This is a genomic window from Algoriphagus sp. 4150, assembly GCF_031457395.1.
Taxonomy (GTDB): Bacteria; Bacteroidota; Bacteroidia; order Cytophagales; family Cyclobacteriaceae; genus Algoriphagus.
The window spans coordinates 1-21,664 of record NZ_JAVDWS010000034.1; the positions used below are offsets into that span (position 1 = coordinate 1).

General features: G+C 42.9%; 17 protein-coding genes. 7 read left to right on the forward strand and 10 right to left on the reverse strand.

Features of this window, described 5'->3' with window-relative positions:
* Nucleotides 1–202: 202 nt before the first annotated feature.
* The gene (locus tag J2X69_RS23455) at nt 203–763 is read right to left on the reverse strand and encodes a LemA family protein (protein WP_310108901.1); all 561 of its coding nucleotides are present in this window, start codon (nt 761–763) and stop codon (nt 203–205) included.
* 330 nt (nt 764–1,093) lie between these two features.
* Between J2X69_RS23455 and katG the strand changes: the two genes are divergently transcribed.
* Nucleotides 1,094–3,352, forward strand: a complete 2,259-nt coding sequence (katG, locus tag J2X69_RS23460) for a catalase/peroxidase HPI (protein WP_310108904.1) — start codon at nt 1,094–1,096, stop codon at nt 3,350–3,352.
* A gap of 239 nt (nt 3,353–3,591) precedes the next feature.
* Here katG and J2X69_RS23465 read toward each other — a convergent pair whose 3' ends face one another.
* The 4 genes from J2X69_RS23465 to J2X69_RS23480 form a co-directional block, all read right to left on the reverse strand.
* The gene (locus J2X69_RS23465) at nt 3,592–4,215 is read right to left on the reverse strand and encodes a 2OG-Fe(II) oxygenase (RefSeq protein ID WP_310108906.1); all 624 of its coding nucleotides are present in this window, start codon (nt 4,213–4,215) and stop codon (nt 3,592–3,594) included.
* A 190-nt stretch (nt 4,216–4,405) separates the two neighbouring features.
* Nucleotides 4,406–5,194: a polysaccharide deacetylase family protein gene (locus J2X69_RS23470; protein WP_310108908.1), complete on the reverse strand. Its 789-nt coding sequence runs from the start codon at nt 5,192–5,194 to the stop codon at nt 4,406–4,408.
* Nucleotides 5,191–5,691 (reverse strand): hypothetical protein, encoded by a 501-nt coding sequence (locus J2X69_RS23475; RefSeq protein WP_310108911.1) that lies wholly within the window; start codon nt 5,689–5,691, stop codon nt 5,191–5,193. Before J2X69_RS23475 ends, J2X69_RS23470 begins: the two co-directional genes overlap by 4 nt.
* Before the next feature lie 304 nt (nt 5,692–5,995).
* The gene (locus tag J2X69_RS23480) at nt 5,996–7,327 is read right to left on the reverse strand and encodes a GntP family permease (RefSeq protein ID WP_310108913.1); all 1,332 of its coding nucleotides are present in this window, start codon (nt 7,325–7,327) and stop codon (nt 5,996–5,998) included.
* Between the two features lie 200 nt (nt 7,328–7,527).
* Here J2X69_RS23480 and J2X69_RS23485 point away from each other — a divergent pair, with 200 nt between their 5' ends.
* Nucleotides 7,528–9,600 (forward strand): family 20 glycosylhydrolase, encoded by a 2,073-nt coding sequence (locus J2X69_RS23485; protein ID WP_310108915.1) that lies wholly within the window; start codon nt 7,528–7,530, stop codon nt 9,598–9,600.
* 77 nt (nt 9,601–9,677) lie between these two features.
* Here the strand turns inward: J2X69_RS23485 and J2X69_RS23490 are convergent, their stop codons facing one another.
* From J2X69_RS23490 to J2X69_RS23510, 5 genes are all read right to left on the reverse strand, one after another.
* Complete coding sequence (locus J2X69_RS23490; RefSeq protein WP_310108917.1) at nt 9,678–10,154, reverse strand: acyl-CoA thioesterase; 477 nt, start codon at nt 10,152–10,154, stop codon at nt 9,678–9,680.
* A 429-nt stretch (nt 10,155–10,583) separates the two neighbouring features.
* Nucleotides 10,584–11,417: a hypothetical protein gene (locus J2X69_RS23495; protein WP_310108921.1), complete on the reverse strand. Its 834-nt coding sequence runs from the start codon at nt 11,415–11,417 to the stop codon at nt 10,584–10,586.
* A gap of 3 nt (nt 11,418–11,420) precedes the next feature.
* Nucleotides 11,421–12,371, reverse strand: coding sequence for a Smr/MutS family protein (locus tag J2X69_RS23500; RefSeq protein WP_310108924.1), 951 nt, complete (start codon nt 12,369–12,371; stop codon nt 11,421–11,423).
* On the reverse strand, nt 12,368–13,666 hold the full coding sequence (locus tag J2X69_RS23505) for a deoxyribodipyrimidine photo-lyase (RefSeq protein WP_310108927.1): 1,299 nt from the start codon (nt 13,664–13,666) through the stop codon (nt 12,368–12,370). The genes J2X69_RS23500 and J2X69_RS23505 overlap by 4 nt, the downstream gene beginning before the upstream one ends.
* A 40-nt stretch (nt 13,667–13,706) precedes the next feature.
* A complete protein-coding gene (locus tag J2X69_RS23510) occupies nt 13,707–18,266 on the reverse strand; it encodes a translocation/assembly module TamB domain-containing protein (RefSeq protein WP_310108930.1) in 4,560 nt (1,519 codons plus the stop codon).
* 47 nt (nt 18,267–18,313) lie between these two features.
* Here J2X69_RS23510 and tsaD point away from each other — a divergent pair, with 47 nt between their 5' ends.
* The 5 genes from tsaD to J2X69_RS23535 are packed head-to-tail and all read left to right on the forward strand — an operon-like array spanning nt 18,314 to nt 21,564.
* Complete coding sequence (gene tsaD, locus J2X69_RS23515; protein ID WP_310108931.1) at nt 18,314–19,327, forward strand: tRNA (adenosine(37)-N6)-threonylcarbamoyltransferase complex transferase subunit TsaD; 1,014 nt, start codon at nt 18,314–18,316, stop codon at nt 19,325–19,327.
* Between the two features lie 2 nt (nt 19,328–19,329).
* Entirely contained in the window at nt 19,330–19,797 is a 468-nt protein-coding gene (smpB, locus tag J2X69_RS23520; RefSeq protein WP_310108933.1) for an SsrA-binding protein SmpB, read from the forward strand.
* Nucleotides 19,760–20,557, forward strand: coding sequence for a hypothetical protein (locus J2X69_RS23525; protein WP_310108935.1), 798 nt, complete (start codon nt 19,760–19,762; stop codon nt 20,555–20,557). Before smpB ends, J2X69_RS23525 begins: the two co-directional genes overlap by 38 nt.
* Nucleotides 20,558–20,560: 3 nt before the next feature.
* Nucleotides 20,561–21,073 (forward strand): HNH endonuclease, encoded by a 513-nt coding sequence (locus J2X69_RS23530; RefSeq protein WP_310108938.1) that lies wholly within the window; start codon nt 20,561–20,563, stop codon nt 21,071–21,073.
* A 56-nt stretch (nt 21,074–21,129) separates the two neighbouring features.
* The gene (locus J2X69_RS23535; RefSeq protein ID WP_310108941.1) at nt 21,130–21,564 is read left to right on the forward strand and encodes a hypothetical protein; all 435 of its coding nucleotides are present in this window, start codon (nt 21,130–21,132) and stop codon (nt 21,562–21,564) included.
* Nucleotides 21,565–21,664 lie beyond the last annotated feature (100 nt).

Genomic DNA, 21,664 nt, shown 5'->3' on the forward strand with positions numbered 1-21,664 from the left:
TCTGTTTATATTTTGTTTTAAGAGGTCAGATAGCCTGTCCCGATCCGCCGCGGCGGATCGGGAGAATCTCGCCAGGCGAATAATCATCCCTCTCCAGAAGCAAGTTCGGGACAAGTTGTGTGTCGTCTTCGATATGCTCGATTTCATAACAGCGCTTATCTCTACAAAACATCGCGGGTGTTTTGAGGTCATTGGTCTATAATCAGGAAAAACTCACTTTTACATTTTCACGGCTCTCCGGTTCTGCCTCGAAATAGTCAAAATGTTTGTAGTTGAACATTCCGGCAAAAATTACCCCTGGGAAGCTTTCTCCATAAGTATTGTTTTCTCTTACAGTGCCATTATAATAGCGTCTAGCCCGCTCCAGGTTTTCTTCGATCTCATTTAACTTGTCCTGAAGTTGTAAGAAATTAGTGTTTGCCTTCAGATCAGGATAAGCCTCACTTAAAGCAAAGATGCTTCTGAGTGTTTTTTGTAGTTGATTTTCTGCCTGGATTTGGGAGTTGATATCATCGGAAGGTACTGCTATTGCTGCATTTCTGGCTTGGATTACCGCTTCCAGCGTTTCTTTTTCATGGCTTGCATAGCCTTTTACAGTTTCCACGAGGTTTGGGATAAGATCATAGCGTCGCTTGAGTGCTACATCTATATTGCTCCAAGCATCTTTGACCGTGTTTTTGTTTTTTACAAAGCTGTTGAAAATACCGACGAGAATAACTCCCAGCAGCAGAATGATCCCGACAAGTATGAGAAGTGTCACCATAATAAATTGTTTTTAGAGTTGGGTATGGAGAATCATATCGAAAAAGAGAATGCAGTCTTGTTTCCCCGTTTATCAATGAGTTAACCTTAAAATACCACCTTTTATTGAAAACTCAAGAACTGGGGGAATTGATGACGTAGAAACCATAGGTTTTCCATGGAGATTTGAGTGATATTAAGTATTTTGAAAGTCGACTATACGCTGAAGAATTGATGTGCTCAATTGTATTTCTGAAAGAGTCATAGTTTTTATCAATTGAATTTTAAATTACATAAATAATCGTTTTCGTAATTTAGCTTTCATAAACTATTAAAAACAAACCCTAATCATATGGATAACAAAGAAAACGGACACAACTATACAGATCCTGTATGGGATGTGAACGAAAGTGAAGCAAAATGCCCTTTTACAAGTGGAGAAATTCACAAGACGGCAGGTGGTGGAACCAAGAACCGCGACTGGTGGCCAAACATGTTGAACCTAAACATTCTGCGTCAAAATTCCTCAAAATCCAATCCAATGGATCCTGATTTTAACTATGCAGAGGAGTTCAAGAAATTGGATTTGGCGGCAGTGAAAAAAGATCTTGCGGATCTGATGACAGACTCTCAGGATTGGTGGCCTGCTGATTTTGGTCACTACGGCCCACTTTTTATTCGGATGGCTTGGCATAGTGCAGGTACTTATCGTATCGCCGATGGTCGTGGAGGAGCAGGATCAGGCTCCCAGCGATTTGCACCGCTCAATAGCTGGCCTGATAATGCCAATTTGGATAAGGCACGATACCTACTTTGGCCAATCAAACAGAAATATGGAAGAAGACTTTCTTGGGCGGATTTACTGATTCTTGCAGGAAATGTCTCTTTGGAAACTATGGGATTGAAGACATTCGGTTTTGCAGGGGGACGTGAAGATGTTTGGGAGCCGGAAGAGGATATCTACTGGGGCTCTGAGGGAGAATGGCTTGGAGATCAAGAGAGGTATGCCGGCAGTGAAGAAAGGGTATTGGAGAATCCGCTCGGAGCATCTCATATGGGGCTGATCTATGTGAATCCGGAAGGACCTAAAGGACAGCCTGACCCAATCGGAGCAGCGCATGATATAAGAGAGACTTTTGGTCGCATGGCAATGAATGACGAAGAGACTGTGGCACTGATTGCCGGTGGTCACACCTTCGGAAAGACCCACGGTGCAGCTGATCCTGGCGTGTATGTAGGGCATGAGCCTGAAGGAGCCGGTATAGAAGAGATGGGCTTGGGCTGGAAAAACACCTATGGTAAAGGAAATGCAGGCGACACCATTACCTCAGGTCTTGAGGTGACTTGGACTTCTACTCCTACCAAATGGAGCAACGGCTTCTTCGAAAATCTATTTGGATTTGAATGGGAACTGACCAAAAGCCCTGCAGGTGCACACCAGTGGACTCCTAAAGGCGGTGGGGGAGCAGGCACAGTTCCTGATGCTCATGATCCGTCCAAAAGACACGCACCGGCTATGCTTACTACTGATCTTGCATTGAAAGAAGATCCCGCTTATGCGAAGATTTCCAGGCGGTTTTTCGAAAATCCCGAAGAGTTTGCTGATGCTTTTTCCAGAGCGTGGTATAAATTGACGCACCGTGACATGGGACCTATCCAACGTTATTTGGGGCCTGAAGTTCCTACTGAGGAGCTGATCTGGCAGGATCCTATCCCGGCAGTAAATCACGAATTGGTAAATGAACAGGATGTAGCTTCATTGAAAGCGAAGGTTTTGGATTCGGGACTTTCTGTTTCTGAATTGGTTTCCACCGCATGGGCTTCGGCTTCTACTTTCCGGGGATCTGATATGCGTGGAGGTGCGAATGGAGCAAGAATCAGACTTTCTCCACAGAAATATTGGGAAGTAAACAATCCGTCTCAACTTGGAAAAGTGATCGATAAACTGGAAGCTGTTCAGAAGGAATTTAACGCAGCACAATCCGGTGGCAAGCAGATTTCTTTGGCTGATATGATTGTATTGGCAGGATGTGCAGGAGTAGAGAAAGCTGCTAAGAATGCAGGCAAAGACATTACTGTACCTTTCACTCCGGGTAGAGCTGATGCCAGTCAAGCCCAGACCGATGTGGCTTCATTTGCTGCTATGGAGCCTGCTGCTGATGGTTTCAGAAATTATTATCGACCTAAGCACAAAGCCTCAGCTGAGGAAATGCTGGTGGATCGTGCGCAATTACTCAAGCTGACTCCTCCTGAAATGACGGTGCTGATCGGCGGATTACGCGTATTGGAAACCAATTATGATAATTCTAAGCTTGGAGTATTCACTTCCACTCCAGGGGCTTTGACCAACGACTTCTTTGTGAATGTTCTTGATATGGGGACAACGTGGAAAGCTGCGGATAGTGGGCAGCATGCATTCTTAGGATCGGATCGAAAAACCGGTCAAGTCAAATGGACAGGAACCCGGGCTGATTTGATCTTCGGTTCGAATTCTGAACTTCGGGCATTGGCTGAAGTATATGCATGTGAAGATTCTAAGGATAAATTCCTGAAGGACTTTGTCGCTGCTTGGGATAAAGTAATGATGCTTGATCGATATGATTTGGCTTAATTAAAAGTACCTCAAGTGAATTGAAAAGGTGATCCGGAGACGGGTCACCTTTTATTTATATGAAGCTTCGGAAATTAATTTTATGTATTCCCGTTTTCTGCCAGTAAAAGACAAAACAAGAAAGGATTTGGTCAACAATGGTGTTGAGGCCGCTTCGGTCTTCCGTCATTGGTCTTCTGGACAGTAAAGCAAGGAAATATGGCTACTGGCATCATCCGATATCGGATGCGGATATCAACCTAATCTTTAAGCCACCCGGCTATGCTTCTCCGCTCGCGGGTAAAGGATGGATGCACTTCATGTTCCATCTCATCGCTTTGAAAGAACACCATTCTGCCTCCAATAGGCGAGATGTCTTGTTGCAACCTCCCTTCAGGATACAAAGACAACATGCCTCCGTCTTCGGCTTGCCAGCCTTGGTTTAAAAAGAGCACAATGGAAAACTTCCTCCCCTTTTCATTTTTGAATTGATCCAAGTGCCTTTTATAGAAACTCTTTTGTTCATAATTCGCGTAGTGGCTTTCAAAACTCTTAATGGATGTAAAGCAAGTTTTGTTCAAGTGTGAAATAAAGTTGCCCACTTTCTTCACATAGACCATTTCAAATTGATTCACACTTTTATCGTCTATCCATTTGATTTTGTCCCCGCGGATAAGGGTGTTCTGTTTATAGTCTTTCTGACTGCCTGTCCCTGCCATTTGCAAGTTTCCCGTTTGATTTGCCTCCCTGATATTTTCCCCCAGACCGGCCACGGTATTGGGATTTACAAAATCATCACAGCAACCATATTTATTGTCTATAAGACCTTGAATCATTTCTTCGAACTGATTTTTCTCCTCTTTTTCCTCCTGATCCTTGTCCATTTTGGTTGTAACCACCTAGCTGTAGTCGTTTACAGTTAGGGTTTTACACAAGAAGATCATTCTTTGGTTCATTCTTTCATTTTATTTTTGAGGGGGCAAAAGTAGAAAAGGAAAGAGTGGTGTTTTGAGCTTCAGAAAGAAGGATTAATTCTGCTTGCATGGCTGGTTTCAAGCCTAATTTATGCGGATATCAATTAGAGAGTTTCCTGTCAAAATCAGGAGTGATAAGCCTTCTGGCCTTTTCCGCGTCAATATAATCTTCCAAGTCTCTCATGGGAATGACTTTAAAATCATTGGAGGAAAGGTAGGCTAAGTACTCTTCGAAAAGTTCGGGAGGAGTATTCACCCAAGGATGCTCTATATCAGGAACCCCATGGATGGTTAAAACGACAATTTTTCCGTTTTTAGCCTGAGCAAAGGATGCGATGATTTCAGCTTTATTTGTTTCGTCCGTCGCCCAGCTCGGAATCAGATAGGGATAGTCGCTCAACGGATCATAAGCTCTGCGACCTCCCGCACGTGCGAATACATAATCTTTTTCCTGCAAAAATTCTATAGCCTGAGCGTTCAATCCATATCCGGGATAAGCAAAGTTGCCGGGTTTTGCGATTCCCAAAGAGTCGCATTTTTCCTCTATATAAGATAGCTGTTCGTGAAATTCTTCTTGGGTTAGTTTGCTGACATTTGCATGGGTATGCGTGTGATTTGCAATTTCAAAGCCCATTTTGTCCAATTCCTGTATCTGCCGCCAGTTCATATACAGACTACTGTCAGCATAATTGGGTTGAAATTCGCAGACAAAGAAAGTAGCACCAAAACCGTATTTATCCAGTAAGGGAGCTACCACAGCATACTGACTTGCTGGCGCATCGTCAAACGTGAGAACGACCAGTTTGTCCGGAATTGGCTTTTTGAGGATTTGGGCTTGGCTAGCGAAAATAGCTGAAAAGGCATAAAGTATGAAGATGGATTTTTTCATGATTCAACTTTGAGCTTATTCAGCAAATAGTCCTGAAGTCGAATTATATCTTCAATAGTTGTTGTTAGTTGCTTTAAAAATGAAAGTGTAAAAGTGTGGAAATTGTTATACTTCCACTGTTTATCCACTCCGTATTCAGTTGTTTTTTCCTGATATCTGATTTTATGTTCTTCGCAAACAATTTTAATATCATTCTCTGACTCAAATGGCTCTCCCCAAATACCGTGAATAAATAAGTTTCTAGATGATTTAACTGAAGAAATTCTCTCCAAAAGATCTTTTATTATCTCTGATTCAAAATTCTTTATTTTGTTGATTTTTTTGACAAGATCAATGGTTTGATGGAGGCTATTATTTTCAGTTAAAATGACAGGTATTAAATCCTCGTCCACATCAATCAAATAATTCAATATTGAAGAAAGTTTAAGCTCCATCCTTGCAAAATTCACTGAAAGTTTTCCCAGTTGAGCATAAAAATCTATTTGTATGTCACTCATTAGTGGTTAGTATGGTTTTTTTCATTTAAGTATATGTATATCCGCTTTTCTGCCAGTAAAGAGACTAAAGCATTATAGGATTTGGAAAACACTAGCGTCGAGGCCACTTCGGTCTTCTGTCATCGGTCTTCCTGCCGTTATACCAAAGAAAATGAGGCTACTGGCATCATTGCGGATAATCACATTTAAGTATTTGAAATCAGAAATGTAAAATATCTGCACTAAAGTTTAATGGGATTTTTCGAAACTATAATTATTTCTTTAAAATTAGATGACCATTTTTCATCTGCCGATTTACCGTTCTTCATCCCACCACCAGCGTAATCAAATAAATCACAGATATCGCAGTCATCGACATGATCAGCGTGCCTAGACTGTGTGTCTGATTGCCTTGCTTGATGGATAGACCCGAAAGCTGAGTGACAGCCCAGAAGAAACTGTCATTGGCATGAGAGATGGCCATGGCTCCGGCACCTGTAGCCAAGACGGCGAAAACACGCATGGTTTCAGAGTCCAAACCAAGACTCCCCAATAAGGGAGCGACAATCGAGGCAGTGGTGATCATCGCTACAGTGGATGAGCCTTGGGCGGTTTTCAGTGCAAAAGCAATCAGGAAAGGGAGGAAAATCCCCCAGCTTGCACCACTCATGCTGCTGCTGACCATGTCGCCGATTCCGGAGTTTTGCAGCATTTTCCCAAATACTCCTCCCGCACCCGTAATCAGAATGACCGGTGCAGCAATCAAAATCGCTTCACCTATCCAGCCCGAGGAAGAAAGTAATTTGGCATCGAATTTCTCTGGTAGGATAAATGCCATAAATGCGCCTAACAGCAAGGCAATCACCGGACTTCCCGCAAATTGGATAAAGGTGTAAAATGTGCCTTCGCCAAGTGGTTTGGTAGGATACTTTGCAATGGAAGCAACAATGATAAGAATCAGGGGAACGACAATCGGTAGGAAAGAGGCAAATACAGTCGGCCTATTCTGAGCTTTTATTTCCTCGGTTTTAGCGGCGAATGTGGGCACCAAAGGAATTTTATAGACAACTTTTCTGATAAAAAAATAGCTTGGAACAAGGGTGGTCAAACTTACGATAAGGCCATAGAATATGATCATCCCAAGGTCAGCTTCGTAGATACCTGCTGTAGCAATAGGCCCGGGAGTAGGAGGGACAAGGGAATGGGAAGCAGTTGCCCCCAACGCTAATGCAATTGTGGTGGCAGCATAGGGGACCTTTCCTTTCAGTGAAAGTGATTTGCTGATCGGATTCATCATAATAAAAGTGCTGTCTCCAAAAACAGGGATAGACAGGATGTACCCTGAAATCATCATGGCAAGTGTCACTGATTTCTCTCCGATCCAAGAAAGAATTTTCTCGGCGATGACGATAGCTCCTCCGGTTTTTTCCAGAAAAGTACCCATCATCACACCTAGTAAAATCAGCAAGCCTATGCTTCCGAGGACTCCTCCAAACCCTTCAGAAATTGATTTTAGGATCAATTCTCCCGACATACCGGACAGCAAGCCGTAGAGAATGGCACCACAGAATAGAGCAAGAAAAGGATGGATGTCAAATTTTACGATGGCAATAAGAATCAGGGCCAAGGCAAAAAAGATAATCAGTAATAGGAGCATTTTGGGTTAGGTTGGGTTTGAAAGAACAGCTCGAAACAGCTAGCGTTCCGAACCTTCAACCTAAAAATTAGGGAAAAAAAGGGAATATTAAAGCATGAAGCCAAAATAGCTTTCCAATTGTTTGTTGAGTGGTTTTTAAGCGGTTGAATATTCGGTATTTTAGCTTCCTTAAGATTCTTTATTACAGATAACCTCGATGTATGCGTCTATTTTCAAAATTCAATCTGCTGATAGTCTTACTGATACTGTCCTCGTGCAGCACTGCGTCCTATCAGGAAGGTGATTTCAGGATTTTGCCAAGCCCAGCCTTCTTGGAGATTACGGGGACTTCCAGTCTTTCTGTTTCGGAAATTGAGGATTTTGTTAATCAGGCAAAATCAGATTTCATAGCCGGTAAGTCACTTGCAGGAACCGATGCCGTTACGCTTTCTCTAGATACCGGTGGGGGATTAATCCCCGAAGCATATACCCTTGAAATTTCCGGGGAACATATAGATATCAAGGCTGCTTCCAAAGGAGGCCTCTGGTACGCAGTAATTACACTGGGACAATTGGTGCGGGATGCACTGGATCAAGAGGCGGCTTTGCCGATGATTTCTATAAAGGACGAGCCGGCGCTGAATTATCGTGCTGTCCAGCTCGATATCAAACACCATCTGGAAAAGAAAGAATATTACTATGAGCTGATGGATCGTCTGGCGGAGATGAAAATCAACGGGGTTATACTTGAAGTAGAGGATAAATTGGCTTTCGAAAAGCAACCCAAAATTGGTTCATCGGATGCTTGGTCTATTGCTGAGTGGAAAAAGCTAAGCGAATATGCCATGGCAAGAAATATCAGAATTTCGCCGCTCGTACAAGGACTAGGGCATGCTTCCTTTATTCTCAAGCATGAGGAATACAAAGACTTGCGTGATGATCCCGCAAGTGATTGGGCCTTTAATCCCCTAAATGAAAGAACCTATGAGGTGCAGTTTGATCTATATTCGGACGCACTTGAGGCTTTTCCCTATGCACAATACCTGCATGTAGGTGGGGATGAGGTTCATACGACGGGCAGGGGAAGCGGGAAATCAGCCTTGGAGCTGCAGTTAATCTGGCTGAACAGAGTAAGTGACTATGCGGAAGAACATAAGCTGACCCCTATTTTCTGGGACGACATGCCATTGAAAAATGCAGGTGTTTATGAGTCGATTTTCAATAGAAATCTATCGGAAGCTCAGGTCGATAGCATTTGGAGAGTCAACGGGCCAAATCTGAACAAATATGTGGATATGTTTCCGAAGAATTGCGTCTATATGCGCTGGAACTACGATATGCCTGAGACTAAAGGGAATAATCGTGCGATGCAGTGGTTTACCGATCATGGATTCCAAGTGATGGGAGCCACAGCCGGTCAGACACGCTGGAATCTGATGCCACTCGAAGAAAGTAATACTGCGAATATTCGGGATTTTGCGTTGATCTCTATTGACAATAAGGCAGACGGATTACTGTTGACGCTTTGGGATGATGATTCTCCGCATTTTGAATTGTATGGGAGAGGAATTGCGATTTTTGCGGAATACACATGGGCAGGACAGAAGAGGAGTACGGAAGAACTTCATGCTGCTTACAGACACCGTACATTTGGCCCGGAATTGGTTTCACAGGACTTTTCCTTTATCAATGACTTGGAATCTCCTGTAGCTTTTTGGAAAAATGCCCTGCTCGATGATAAGGACCGTAATCAACTGCGGGGGATAGATAATCCTATGCAGAATGCAGTGTTGACTTTGCCGGAGGCAAGTGCTCCCGGAGAATGGACGGAAAGAAATAAGTCGAAACTGGACAAAGCCAAAGAAAGTCAGTTGATGGTAGATTCGGTTTTGTACAAAATCTCTGAATCCAAAAAATCAGCTCTTAGAAATACCTACACACTTGAAGTCTATGAGCAAGTGGCTAAAGTCGCCCAATTTACCAATAAATCCTTGCTACTTCTGGCAGAATGGGATGTGGCAAAAACGGCTGAAGAAAGAGAAACTGCCAAAGAGAAACTCCTGAATCTAGAGGATGAGTGGAAGGCTCAATTGACAGAATTGGAAGGGGTCTATGGTAAAACCAGAGCCCTTGACAAACCGGCTGATTACATTTTAGACCAAGATCATCATGTGCATTTAGCCAATCAGGCGATCAAGTTTTCGGATTGGCAATTCTACGTGGAGGAGCTGTTTATCCAGAAAATCAAAGAGGGGAATAGCTTGGAGATGACCGGTGATTTGGATAACAAATGAGCTGTTTTTAACAATTGTAGATAGAACTTTTCCAAAGTTTAGAACTTTGGAAAAGTTTTTATAAACTAGAACAAGAGTTACTCATTAAAGAAAGGTTTCATCTCATTATGGATGTTTTCACGAAGAGCTTTAAGTTTTACTGCATATTCCTCTAGTTTCTTTTCTTGGTCAGTTTTTGGGATCCATGGTTTCACTTTCTTGGGTGATCCATGTTCATCCACCGATACAAAAATGATGATGCAGTGCGTTTTTTTCTCAAATTCCCTATGGGAAAAATCACGGGAATAGACTTCCACCATGATATGAATGCTGGAGCTTCCCGTGTGAATGACTTGAGAATCTACTTTAATTACTTCCCCGATATTGATGGGTTTGTAGAAACGGATACCGCCCACATAGACGGTCACACAATAGCTTTCTGACCATGTTCTGGCACAGGTATAAGCCGCCTGATCGATCCATTTCATCACCACTCCTCCATGTACTTTTCCGCCGAAATTGATGTCGGATGGTTCGCTGATAAACTGAAATGAGGTTTTGTGTGAAGTATCCATAGGTCTGATTAGTGTGTAAAGTCCGCTAAGCTAAGAGATATTTTGGGGTTTTGGGAGATTCAGATGTTGTAATCTTCTTTGAATTTTGGTGTTTCTAATTTTTGCTTATCGTGCCGTTGGCATTCAGGATTGGCTTGTGACTTTAGAAACCCCGAATTTTGCTTTGCTGTATTCGGGGTTGAAATGGGGAATGCCGTTGGCATTCATGGGTCAAGGTCTTTGGAAACTGAAAGCACTTGGATATTTGCTTTAGTTCATTGGGAAACCTTTAACCAACGGCATTCATGAGATTACTTGACCACCATGTCCACGTTATGAAAAGATTTATCTTGCCAACGGCAAGACCAATAATTGCCCGGAATGCAATTCCGGGTTGGAGAGGTATTATATCCATAGAGTGCCAAAGGCACGATCAGTATAGCCGATCACTTATCCCAAGATTTTATCAAACAACTCATGTGCTTGCTTCTCGGCTTGGGCTGAAAGAGCAGTTTTCTCTGCTTTGAGCTCTTTCACCCAATCCAAGTATTTCTTGGAAACTTCCTCCTTTGTTCCGAGAAAATGTGTCAATGACTGAAGCGAAAGATGATTGGAATACCAAGGTTTCAGATTGTTTTTCAACGCCTCGATTTCTCCGTGAATTCCTGCTACGAATATAGAATTGAACCCCATTTGGATCAGGGTGTTTTCCAGCATAATAATGGTGCGCAGCCCTTCAAAAGTGTCCTTCAAAGCTTTGCTGTCCATGCTCCCTTTGTGGTCCAGCGCGAAAAATTCCAGCTCTTCCTGAATAATCTGATTTACTGCTGTATTGATAGTCAGTGCTTTGATGCCGCGACTGGCATTCATGGCTTTTTGATGAAATTCATCCCAACTTTTCAGTGTGCTTCCCACGATCAGATCGAAGGCTTCAGTATATAGTTTCTTTTTGTATTTGTCCAGATGAATACGATACCCGTTGTATTTGATGCCTAATGCCAGTTCGCGGTTATTCAGGCTTTTTTCAGCGAGTTTGAAATGATGGATTTTGCGAAGGCTTCTCTTCATCAGCTTGAAATCCGAGAAAATATTGAAATTCAAGCCTTCAATATCAAAATGAACTTTAGCCATCAAGTCGGCATACAGTTCCAGAAAGTCCATTTTGCCGAGAAGTTCTATTGCTTTTTTTGACTTGATCTGCTTTCCCAAAGTCAGAAAAAGTGCCTTTGCCTCTTGATGTTGTGATTCAAAAAGCTGAAAGACAGGGGATACTTTTGCCTGCATAGATTAGGTGATTCTGACCAAGGTAGCACCGTAGCCCCACTGATCTTTTTGCGTATCCTGAAAGTACTTAATATTTTGGAGTTGACTGAGGCGCTTGTGAATTTCTTTACGAAGTACACCATTTCCGATGCCGTGAATAAAGGTGATCTCATCCATCCCGGAGGCCATAGCCTGATCCAGATTTCTATCAAAGGTCTCCAGTTGCACACGTAGCATCTCCGAATTGCTCATCCCTTTGGAATCAGTGACTAGTTTCTCTATGTGTAGGTCTATGGATCTGGCAGGTTTTACGGCTTTGGGAGCTTCCGACTTTGGGGTTATTTCTCCCAGTTCCTGATTGAGAGCCCGAATGTCGAGTTCCTTGGTAGTTTGCTCCAGCGCAAAAATATAGGCGGTTTTGTCCAGTCGGGGAGCTTTGCTCAGATGCTTGAAAAACTGGGTGGGTTTCATCTTCAGCTGTCGCTCAAAAGCGGGAATGGCCCTCTCCAATTGATTGTGAATTGGGATAAACCGGAGCAGGAAAGCAGGCCACTCGTCCATTTCCTTCAGCAATCTATCATCAAATTTCTTCGCTTCCCCCGGATTGAGGGTGGTGGCAAGCAAGGTGCGGTGATTGTCACCAAACACTTCTGATACATGCGACAAATATGCCTGACGGCTGTCATTGATCAAATAGAGGCTGAGGCTTTGGTCGTTGATAGGAAGAAAGGCGAGGTATAGTCCTTGGTCTTTTGGCCCGGAAATGGGGATGGGCGTATCTATATCCTTTTCTTCTACAGGCTTTTCTCCAAAGTGGCTCTTCTCAGTTTGGTGAATGAGTACCACTTCTGATTTCAATGCTGGGATGATAAATCCGTCCTCGATTTCTATCTGTATTCTACCACTTGAGGAAATTTTGCGGATAATTCCCTCTTCCTTTCCGTGAAGTAGTCTTACTCGGTCTCCGATATTCATTGATTCAGGGCTGTTTTGTAGGTGTCGATTGCACGTTGCCTTGCAAATTTATGATCTACTATCGGTTTTGGGTACTTATCTGAGTTTATTTCAGGAATCCATTTTTTGATGTACTTCCAATTCTTGTCAAATTTCTCCTGCTGGGAAGCAGGATTGAACACCCGGAAGTAGGGTTGGGCATCTGTGCCCGTGCCTGCGGCCCATTGCCAGCCTCCATTATTTGAAGCCAATTCATAGTCTAGCAGCTTCTCTGCAAAATAAGCTTCACCCCAGCGCCAGTCGATCAATAGGTGCTTGGTAAGAAATGAGGCAACAACCATCCGCACGCGGTTGTGCATGTAGCCGCTGGTATTGAGTTCTCTCATGCCCGCATCCACAATAGGATAGCCGGTTTTGCCTTCACACCAAGCAGCAAATTCTTCTTCGTTGTTTCTCCACGGGATTCTATCATAGGCGGGTTTGAAAGCCTGATCGACCACCTGGGGATTGAAGGCTAAAATCATCATGTAAAATTCCCTCCATATCAGTTCATTCAAAAAGGTGGCGTTGAGCTCAGAGGCTTTTCGTGCAAGTTTACGGATGGAAATAGTCCCAAATCGCAAATGGATTCCCAGTCGTGACGTACCGTTTTTAGCAGGAAAATCTCGGGTTTCGTTGTAATGAGCAATGATTTCTTCATCTGCAGACTTGGAAGGAATAGCGATGTTGCTCTTGGAAAATCCCATTTCCTTCAAAGATGGGATTTCCAAAGGATTGCATTGCATTAGATTTTTCCACTGGACAGGCTTGAAATCCTCCAGTTTTGAAGGGTCAAACATACCTAGCCAAACCTTGCTAAATGGGGTGAAGACCTTGTAGAACTCCCCTGATCCATTGAGGATTTCTCCGGGCTCGAAGATCAACTGGTCTTTGAAAGTCCGGAATGGGATATCCTGCAGGTTTATCAATCTCGCTACCTTTTCATCACGGTTTTTGGCATAAGGTTCATAGTCCCTATTAGTGAAGACCGATAGGATTTGGTAAGTGTCTAGTAGTTCTTTGAAAACAGCCTCAGGATTTCCATAGCGGACTAAAATGGAAGAGCTATGATCACCCAATTTTTGGTGAAGTTGGCTGACTTGCCCATGGATAAATTCCACTCTGGCATCCTGCTTATTCTCCAGCTTATCGAGTATATTTTTGTCAAAAATGAAAAGAGGTAAAACATTTTCATTCTCTTTGAGCGCCTGATAAAAACCGTGATTATCATCCAACCTTAGATCTCTTCGAAACCAAAAAATGCTGACATTCTTCATATAACTTTTATAGAAGTAAGCTCAAAAACAGAAGAATTGTTTAAAATTCTCCTTGCTTGAGCATTTTGATCTTTCGTTCCTGATCCAGCGAGTCCAGTCTTTCTTCTATATTATCCAATTGAATGGGTTTCCATTCTTCTTTCTTTTCAAACTGATAGCGCAGGAAATCGTCCTGATCATTGATGATCAATTTTTCATTTTTCTTTCTGGTTAATTTCTTGAAAAGCTCCGAAAATGAATTGAAAGAAACACTTTGTGATAAGGCTACGCCGTAAGTGGCGACGTTTTTGGAAAGGGAAAGTGAGGTAAAGGTATTAAAGTTATTTCTGTTGAAAATCCGGATTCTATAGACACCATCCCCTGTAAGCATATATTCTGCCTGCCAATCACCTATGATGGAAGACGCATTGGCAGTGCCCTGATTGTCTGTAAATCCACCATCTCTTGATACGCGAAGTCGACCGTCAAGGAAAGTATAAGCCACACTCAGCTGGAAGGTTTCCAGCGCATTTTGATCCAAACTAGCCACATCCAGATCGACTTCCAGATTTTTGTCTACCTGACCAAGGAAGCTGTTAAGCTGGGTAGAAAGCAATTGTCCCAAACTGGAAGAGATCGTGGACACTCCGGAGAATTGACCCTCAGGTGAGAATGAGCGGGTCATGATCACTGAAAAAACCTGCCGGTTCATTTCCTGCTCATCATTCGCTATTTTGTTCTGGAAAGAAGATATGGTGGTCTGGGTTTCTCCACTGGAAGGGAATTCGGTGAAGTCAAAACCAAAATTAATATTGGGAGAAAGCAATTGACCATCCAGATTCAATAATACTTTGACAGGATATCTGCGACTGGCATAAGAATTTTGATTGTCTGTGGAGACTGTATTTACCAGCAGAGGTTGCAGGGATACGCTTTCTGTATATTCTGCGGAAATGTCCATAACTCCTGTATATGGGTCTCCATACCACGTAATTCGGCCACCGGGTTTGATGCTGAATTGTTTTTTCACCACGTTATAAAGAGAGAAATTATACTTTCCTTCCGTGATTTCGTAAGTGCCGTCAAGTGTAAAATTCCCTTGAGTATCTACTTTCATTGTCAATACTCCACGCCCTCTTCCCGTGATCCCTTCTTCGGTTCGTGGATCAATAATGATTTCAGCATAAGCATCAGGGGTGATATCCAGCACAAAATTCATTCTTACGTTTTCGATTTCCAGTCTATTGATCTCCTCGGCGATTTGTTTGATCCTGACTGTATCTTGGATGTTGATCATGTGAATAAAATCCTCCTGAGCTTGGGTATTATTACTACTTAAGGGGATATAGATTCTGGTGTTGGGCTGACTGGTAGCCCGGGCGTTGATATCCATGTTTGTAGTAGTGCCTATTACCTCGGCTGTTCCCGTGACGAAGGCAACACCATAAAACGTATCATTGTCCTTATCCGTGGTGTTCATTACCTGAAGATTGGCCATGTTGGCTTTGATATCCATTCGGATATTTTCAAATCCCTGATGAGTTATCCCGCCTGAAATAGCCGCTTTATTTCCAAATACATCTTTGAGCTCCATTTGTTGAAAACTGACTTGATTGGGTCCGAAGAGAATGTTTCCGTTGAGTAAATATGTAGTTTTTAGGTAATTAACGGTGAGTTTTCCATTGTTTAGTCTACCGATCCCATCGACTTTAGGTTCAGCCATCGTGCCGCTCAAATCTATTTTTCCCGAAACAGTGCCGCCCATACCTGACACGTATTTGGATAAGAATGGCTCTAAAATCACCAAGCTTGCATCGCTCAGAGTGGCATTCATATGGATCTCTTTATTTTCGTTTAGTATGTGCCCGCCTAGATTAATTGTTTCTTTGCCTTCACTGACATTGGTCAGAGATACCTGCAATCGTGTCGAGTCCAAATCTGCGTTTAAATTCATGTCGCCTATAGGAAACTGATTTATAGCGACATCACTCAAGTTGAAATCACCCCGCATCAGAGTCCTGTCAAGCAGATGGTCAAAAGAGATCAAGCCGTTTGCTGTGCCTCCGAAGTTTTGAGGGGAAAGTGTGTTGAGGAGGTCTATGTTTACATTGTTTACAGCCAGATTCAATTGATCATCGGGTCGGCCACCGGCGTTTCCTTGGAGTGAGATGGATTGATTTTCGTTGAAAAGCTTAAGACCGTCCACCTGTATCAACCCCGGCGTGATCGTGATCAGATTCAGCGAATCAAATTTCCATTCTCTGTCCAGAAGTTTCAGCGAAGAGGGCTCAAAGACGAGTTGTGTGTTTTGGGATGCAAAGCGGGCTCTAGCATTGACTCTAGCTGAACTTTGCGTAGAATCTTGATCTAGGGTAAAGTCGATATTCATATCATCCTTATCCCATATCGCCTCAAATCCAAAGTTGGTAAACTGAAGTGATTTGCCGATTTCCTGTGTTTTTGAATACACATAGAAAGAGGCCAGAATATCAGGGCTGTTGATGAGTTTGGATGTATTGAAATCAATATTGATGTTTTGGGCTGAGTTAGTTTTGAATTTAAGGGTGTCGATGCTGGTGAAAAAGTTGAATATGGTGTTTTCCTGTGTCTGATAGAAAGCCCCTTCCAAAACCACGTTTTTTGAGAGGCTAAGGTCAGGTTCGAAAAGTTGGACAATCGGGTTGATATTGATCATCCGCAGATTAAGATCGAGATTGTATATTTCCGAGAAATTCCGCTCAACATCTGCGATTGGTTGCTCCTCGTTTAGAATAATTGCGATGTATTGTTTCCTGAGAATGTCCAGATCCCGTCCCATTTGCTCGAGGTTAAATTGTCCCGAAGCAGCAGCCACCAGATAGTCCGAATTGAGGGACATCGTACGTGTGCCTCCTGCGAAAAGGGATTGAAAATTAAAATCTCCAAGCTCCAGAAATCTATCTTCATAGCCCACAGCGATATTTCGGAATCTTGCTATTCCCTGTATGTCATCCAGTTCGATTCCCCTGACATCAATATCCAGATTTCCGCTGATGAAGGTTGCCTTTGCTGTGAGATTCATCCGGTCCAAAAACGCAGTGTCGATCTGTAGGCTCATTCTTACAGAATCAGTGGATTCTCTGAGGTTTAATTCTCCGTTTGCATTGATTTTAAAGTTCGGATCTTTTACTGTGATGTTTCCTTTGAAAAGATCCCGTCCATAGGTTGCATTAGTCTTGATGTTGGTGTACACGTAGTTTTTTAGACCAAATTGTGAGACATCAGCATTCACATCCATTAATAAGTTGTCAATGGAGTTTCCCGTTGTATTCACACGTCCTTTTAAACTTATTTTTTGTAATAATTCCCTTCTTTCAGCAATCAATCCCAAATCAAGATTAGTTGTGGTGATGTTGGAAACAGTAGTAGGAAGCCCGTCTGCCAGATCGAAACTGACCCTGCCGCTAATGTCTCCAATCGAGGTTTTGAATTCCCCGTTGGTATCAAATCTGTGCAGATAGCCTGCGAAATCGGCAGTCAGACGGACGGTATTGAATTTGTTGATTTCTTTGGAAATATTGTCCGGTAAGTAAGGAGCGAGATCTTTGGCAAAAATTGTTGAATTTTTGAGGGAAAGATTAATGTAGGTATCATTGATATCAGGCAAGCCATCCAGTCTAAAAGCGCCAAATATTGCTGTCTTTTCCCCAAGTCTTATCAGAAGCTCATCCGAGCGAATATCAGATACCGGCCCCGCGATCTTTCCTGATAAGTAGATTTTATCGTCTATATCCGGTAGAGAGGGAGCAAAAAGTTTGAGATCCCCCAAGTCAAGCTTGGTTTCGTTCAAATTGGTGATGATCACTACTTCTTCCACGAAATTGGAAAAAGCCGCCGGTGTAGCATACTCAAATCGCAGGAAATTTTTGATATGGCTATTGGCAGACTTCAGACTGAGCTGGTCAAATTCCATGAATTCCCGGGCATAGGTCATATCAGTTTTGAGCTCCATAATCTCAAAACCTGAAGTCAGCTCTATTCCAGTTAGCATTTCTACATTTGCCCCGATCTCTGGCCCTTCGAGGTAAAAGTCTGAGGCATTCAACGTGATATCAGCAAAACGGAGCTTGCTATAATCCAGTCCTTTGGTGATCGCATCTGTAATCTCATTGACTATAAAGATTTCAGAATTTCTCAATTCCACTGAATTAATCCGAAACTGGGTAGGTTTGGTGCTTTTACTGCCCGTACTAAACATGTTTGCGAGTTCCTCCACCCACATATTGATATTCATGGCAGAATCACCTTCATGAGTGAGCATATGGAGCTTGGCATTCTCCATCCGCACGGCGTTGATTGTGGTGACTCCGGGAGGGAATAAAGAGAGCAATTCAAAATCAGCATGTATTTTTTTTGCGCCTATCATTAGGCTATCCCGGTGATCCCGAATGATGACATCGTCTAATTCCAAGGCATCCCACCAAGTAAGTTTGATCTTTCCTATATCTGTGTGAAAAGAGGAATTGTTGTTGAGAATGCCTGTAACTGTGTTGATTACCTTATTTTGCACCCAAGTGATCTGAAGACTCACTGCCACTACTATAAAGAATACTACCAATGAAAAGACGATCCATAGTAACACCCGAAACGCTTTGTGCAAAAAATCCGTAACTTTCGCGTTCTTTTCCAATGGGTACCAACGATATCTTTATTCTAGCAATTGAATCCTCGTGCGACGAGACCTCTGCGGCTGTTATAGCTGACGGCAAAGTACTTAATAATATTGTCGCCACACAATCTGTTCACGAAAAATATGGAGGTGTAGTTCCTGAGCTCGCATCACGGGCACATCAGGAAAATCTCATCCCAGTGGTGCAGGAGGCCATTTTGTCTTCGGGGATTTCCAAGGATCAGCTTTCAGCGGTAGCTTTCACCCGTGGACCCGGATTAATGGGCTCTCTTCTGGTAGGAGTGAGCTTTGCCAAGGCATTTGCATTTTCACGAAACATTCCATTGATTGAGGTGAATCATATGAATGCGCATATTTTGGCGCACTTCATAGAAGATCCCAAGCCGAATTTCCCGTTTATTTGCTTGACTGTGAGTGGGGGACACACCCAGTTAGTCTTGGTGAGGGATCATCTGGAAATGGAAGTAATAGGAGAGACTCAGGACGATGCCGTGGGAGAGGCTTTTGACAAAACAGCAAAATTGCTGGGGTTACCGTATCCCGGTGGCCCGCTTATTGACAAGTATGCCAGAGAAGGTAATCCCAAAGCATTTCAATTTCCGATTACCCGGATGCCTGAATTGAATTATTCCTTTAGCGGGATCAAGACTGCTGTTCTTTATTTTCTCCGTGACAGATTGAAAGAGAATCCGAAATTTATTGAAGAGAACTTGGCTGATCTTTGTGCCAGTGTACAGTATTCTCTTGTGGAGATGCTGTTGATAAAATTGAAAGCTGCGGTGAAGGAGTACGGCGTCACAGAGGTCGCGATTGCAGGGGGGGTATCTGCCAACTCCGGATTGAGGGGTACCTTGACTAAGCTGGCTGCGCAGAAAGGATGGAACCTGTACATTCCAAAATTCGAATACTGCACAGACAACGCCGCCATGATTGCCATGGCAGCACATTACAAATACCTGAAAGGAGAATTTTCATCCATGGATGTCACTCCTCTCGCAAAAATGAAAATCTAAGCATGGCTAAGGATAATAAATTTGACAAAGTCATCAACATAAAAAACAGAAAGGCAAGTTTTCAGTTTGAGTTTGTAGATACCTACGTAGCCGGGATGGTGCTGAAAGGCACGGAGATCAAGTCCATCCGTGAAGCGAAAGTATCATTGACTGAAGCGTTCTGCATTTTTTTGGATGGAGAACTATACGTGCGACAGATGCACATTGCTCCATATTCCATGGCGGCTAGCTATAATCACGTAGCGATTCGTGATAGAAAGTTATTGATGAGCAAGAAGGAACTAGAAAAATTGGAAACTAAGTCTCAAGAAAAAGGTCTGACTATCATTCCTGTTCGTATATTTATCAATGACCGGGGAATGGCAAAAATGGAGATAGCGCTAGGCCGGGGCAAGAAATCACACGATAAACGACAGGACCTGAAGGAAAAAGATGCAAAAAGAGAAATCCAGCGAATGGCCTTTGATTGATGCTTTTGGGATATGTAGACAAACTATCCTTCCACTTTACCGCAGACCTACTTTTGATTCGGCGCAGGTCACACAGTTACTTTTTGGGGAATGTTATCAGACGATAGCTATGACTCCCGACCAGCAATGGTTCAAAATACTTCATGAAGACACCGGTTTGCAGGGTTGGATCACCAATCGTGCACTCAAGGAGATACCTGAAGCTGACTATTACAAATACCTCAATACAGACTTTCAAATTGTCACCAGCCCTATCGCTGCCATAGCGTATCTTGGCACAAATCTTTATCTGCTTCCGGGGAGCAGGCTCCATTTCTCCGACTTGGAGCTTTTTAATTGGCAGGATCACATAGGATTCACAGGGGCTGTACGTAGCCATGCGCTCAAAACCGACAGGACGGAGCTGATCGATATTGCAATCAAATATGTAAATGCACCGTATCAGGCAGGAGGGAGAAGTATAGTCGGATTGGATGACCGGCAAGGATTTGAATTGATTTTTGGTATAGCAGGTTATTCTTGGAAGTCAGGCGAAATTCCAGGCAGAAAAATTGAGCCTGAGCTCATATTGCCGGGTGATTTATTTATTTTCAGGGAACTGGAAAAAAAGCAGGTCAACTATGCCTTGTATCTTGGAGCTGAAGAAGTATTTTGGATGGACAATAGAATTAAAGTGACGGATTTGTGTGAATGGGAAGCCTTCCTACGGAGTAGTAGGGATAAACAGGTAGAATTGGAAACCCGAACGATTATAAGTTAAACTATGGAAAAGCGGGTATTGGTGTTGAATATGGATCATTCTCCCGTGGCGGTAGTTTCGCCACAAAAAGCCATCGTTCTACTTTTAATGGAAAAGGCGAATTGCTTGTCTGTCTATGATTTACTTCAGATACGTACTGTCAGCCGCAGCTTTGAATATCCTGCTGTGATCTGCCTGAATCATTACAAAAATATTCCTTATCGTGGAGTACTTCTCAACCGGATAAACCTTTTTCGAAGAGATCATGGTGAATGCCAGTATTGTGGAAGCAAGAGGCAGTTGACCATAGATCACGTGGTACCACGGTCCAAGGGAGGGAAATCCAGCTGGACCAACTTGACCACAGCCTGTCATAGATGCAATGTATTGAAAGGGGATAAAACCCCTGAGCAAGTCGGGTTAACTATAAAGAATAAACCTTTTAAGCCGTCTTTAGCCTATTTCTTGTCAGAATACGCCGAAAAGCAAGCGGAAGAATGGTTGCCGTTTTTGAATTCCAAGATGCTACAGGGCTAACTGCTCCGAATATTGGCAATTGTTTTTTCCGGCAAAATAATTGCCTCAACTTGTGTATGATTCTTTCAGTTATCCCCTCTCTTTTACTGGCATTTGTACTTCAGACTAGTCAAATCAGTTTTCAGCAACTACTAGGCTCTTGGCAACTGGTTCACTTTGAATCTATAGATCAGTTGAGAAATTCCCCCCAGTATAGGAATTCGGATGCGGCCATGCGTGAGGGACTGGAGTATAAAATCCAAAATAGACTTGAAAACACTGTCTACAACTTTGTTGCCGGTGACAGCTTGAAATACACAGACTATGTGAGCCAGGAAGTAGTGCAGAGGCAAGCGAAAATAGAAATCAGTAAGGACAGCGTGATGACTATTCATACAGCTACAGAGATCAGACAAGCTAAAATTGTGGAATTTTCCGGTGATCGGATGGTACTGGCTCCCATTAGTAATAAGGCGGGAGCAGGTAAATTGGTTTTCGAAAGAATAAAATAGGGAAGTGACTCGTCCTGAATTGAGTTTACACAAAGTAAACTACTATGAAACGACAAAAAGAAAAAAAAACAAGGGGCATAGGATCTCTGAGTTGGGCAGA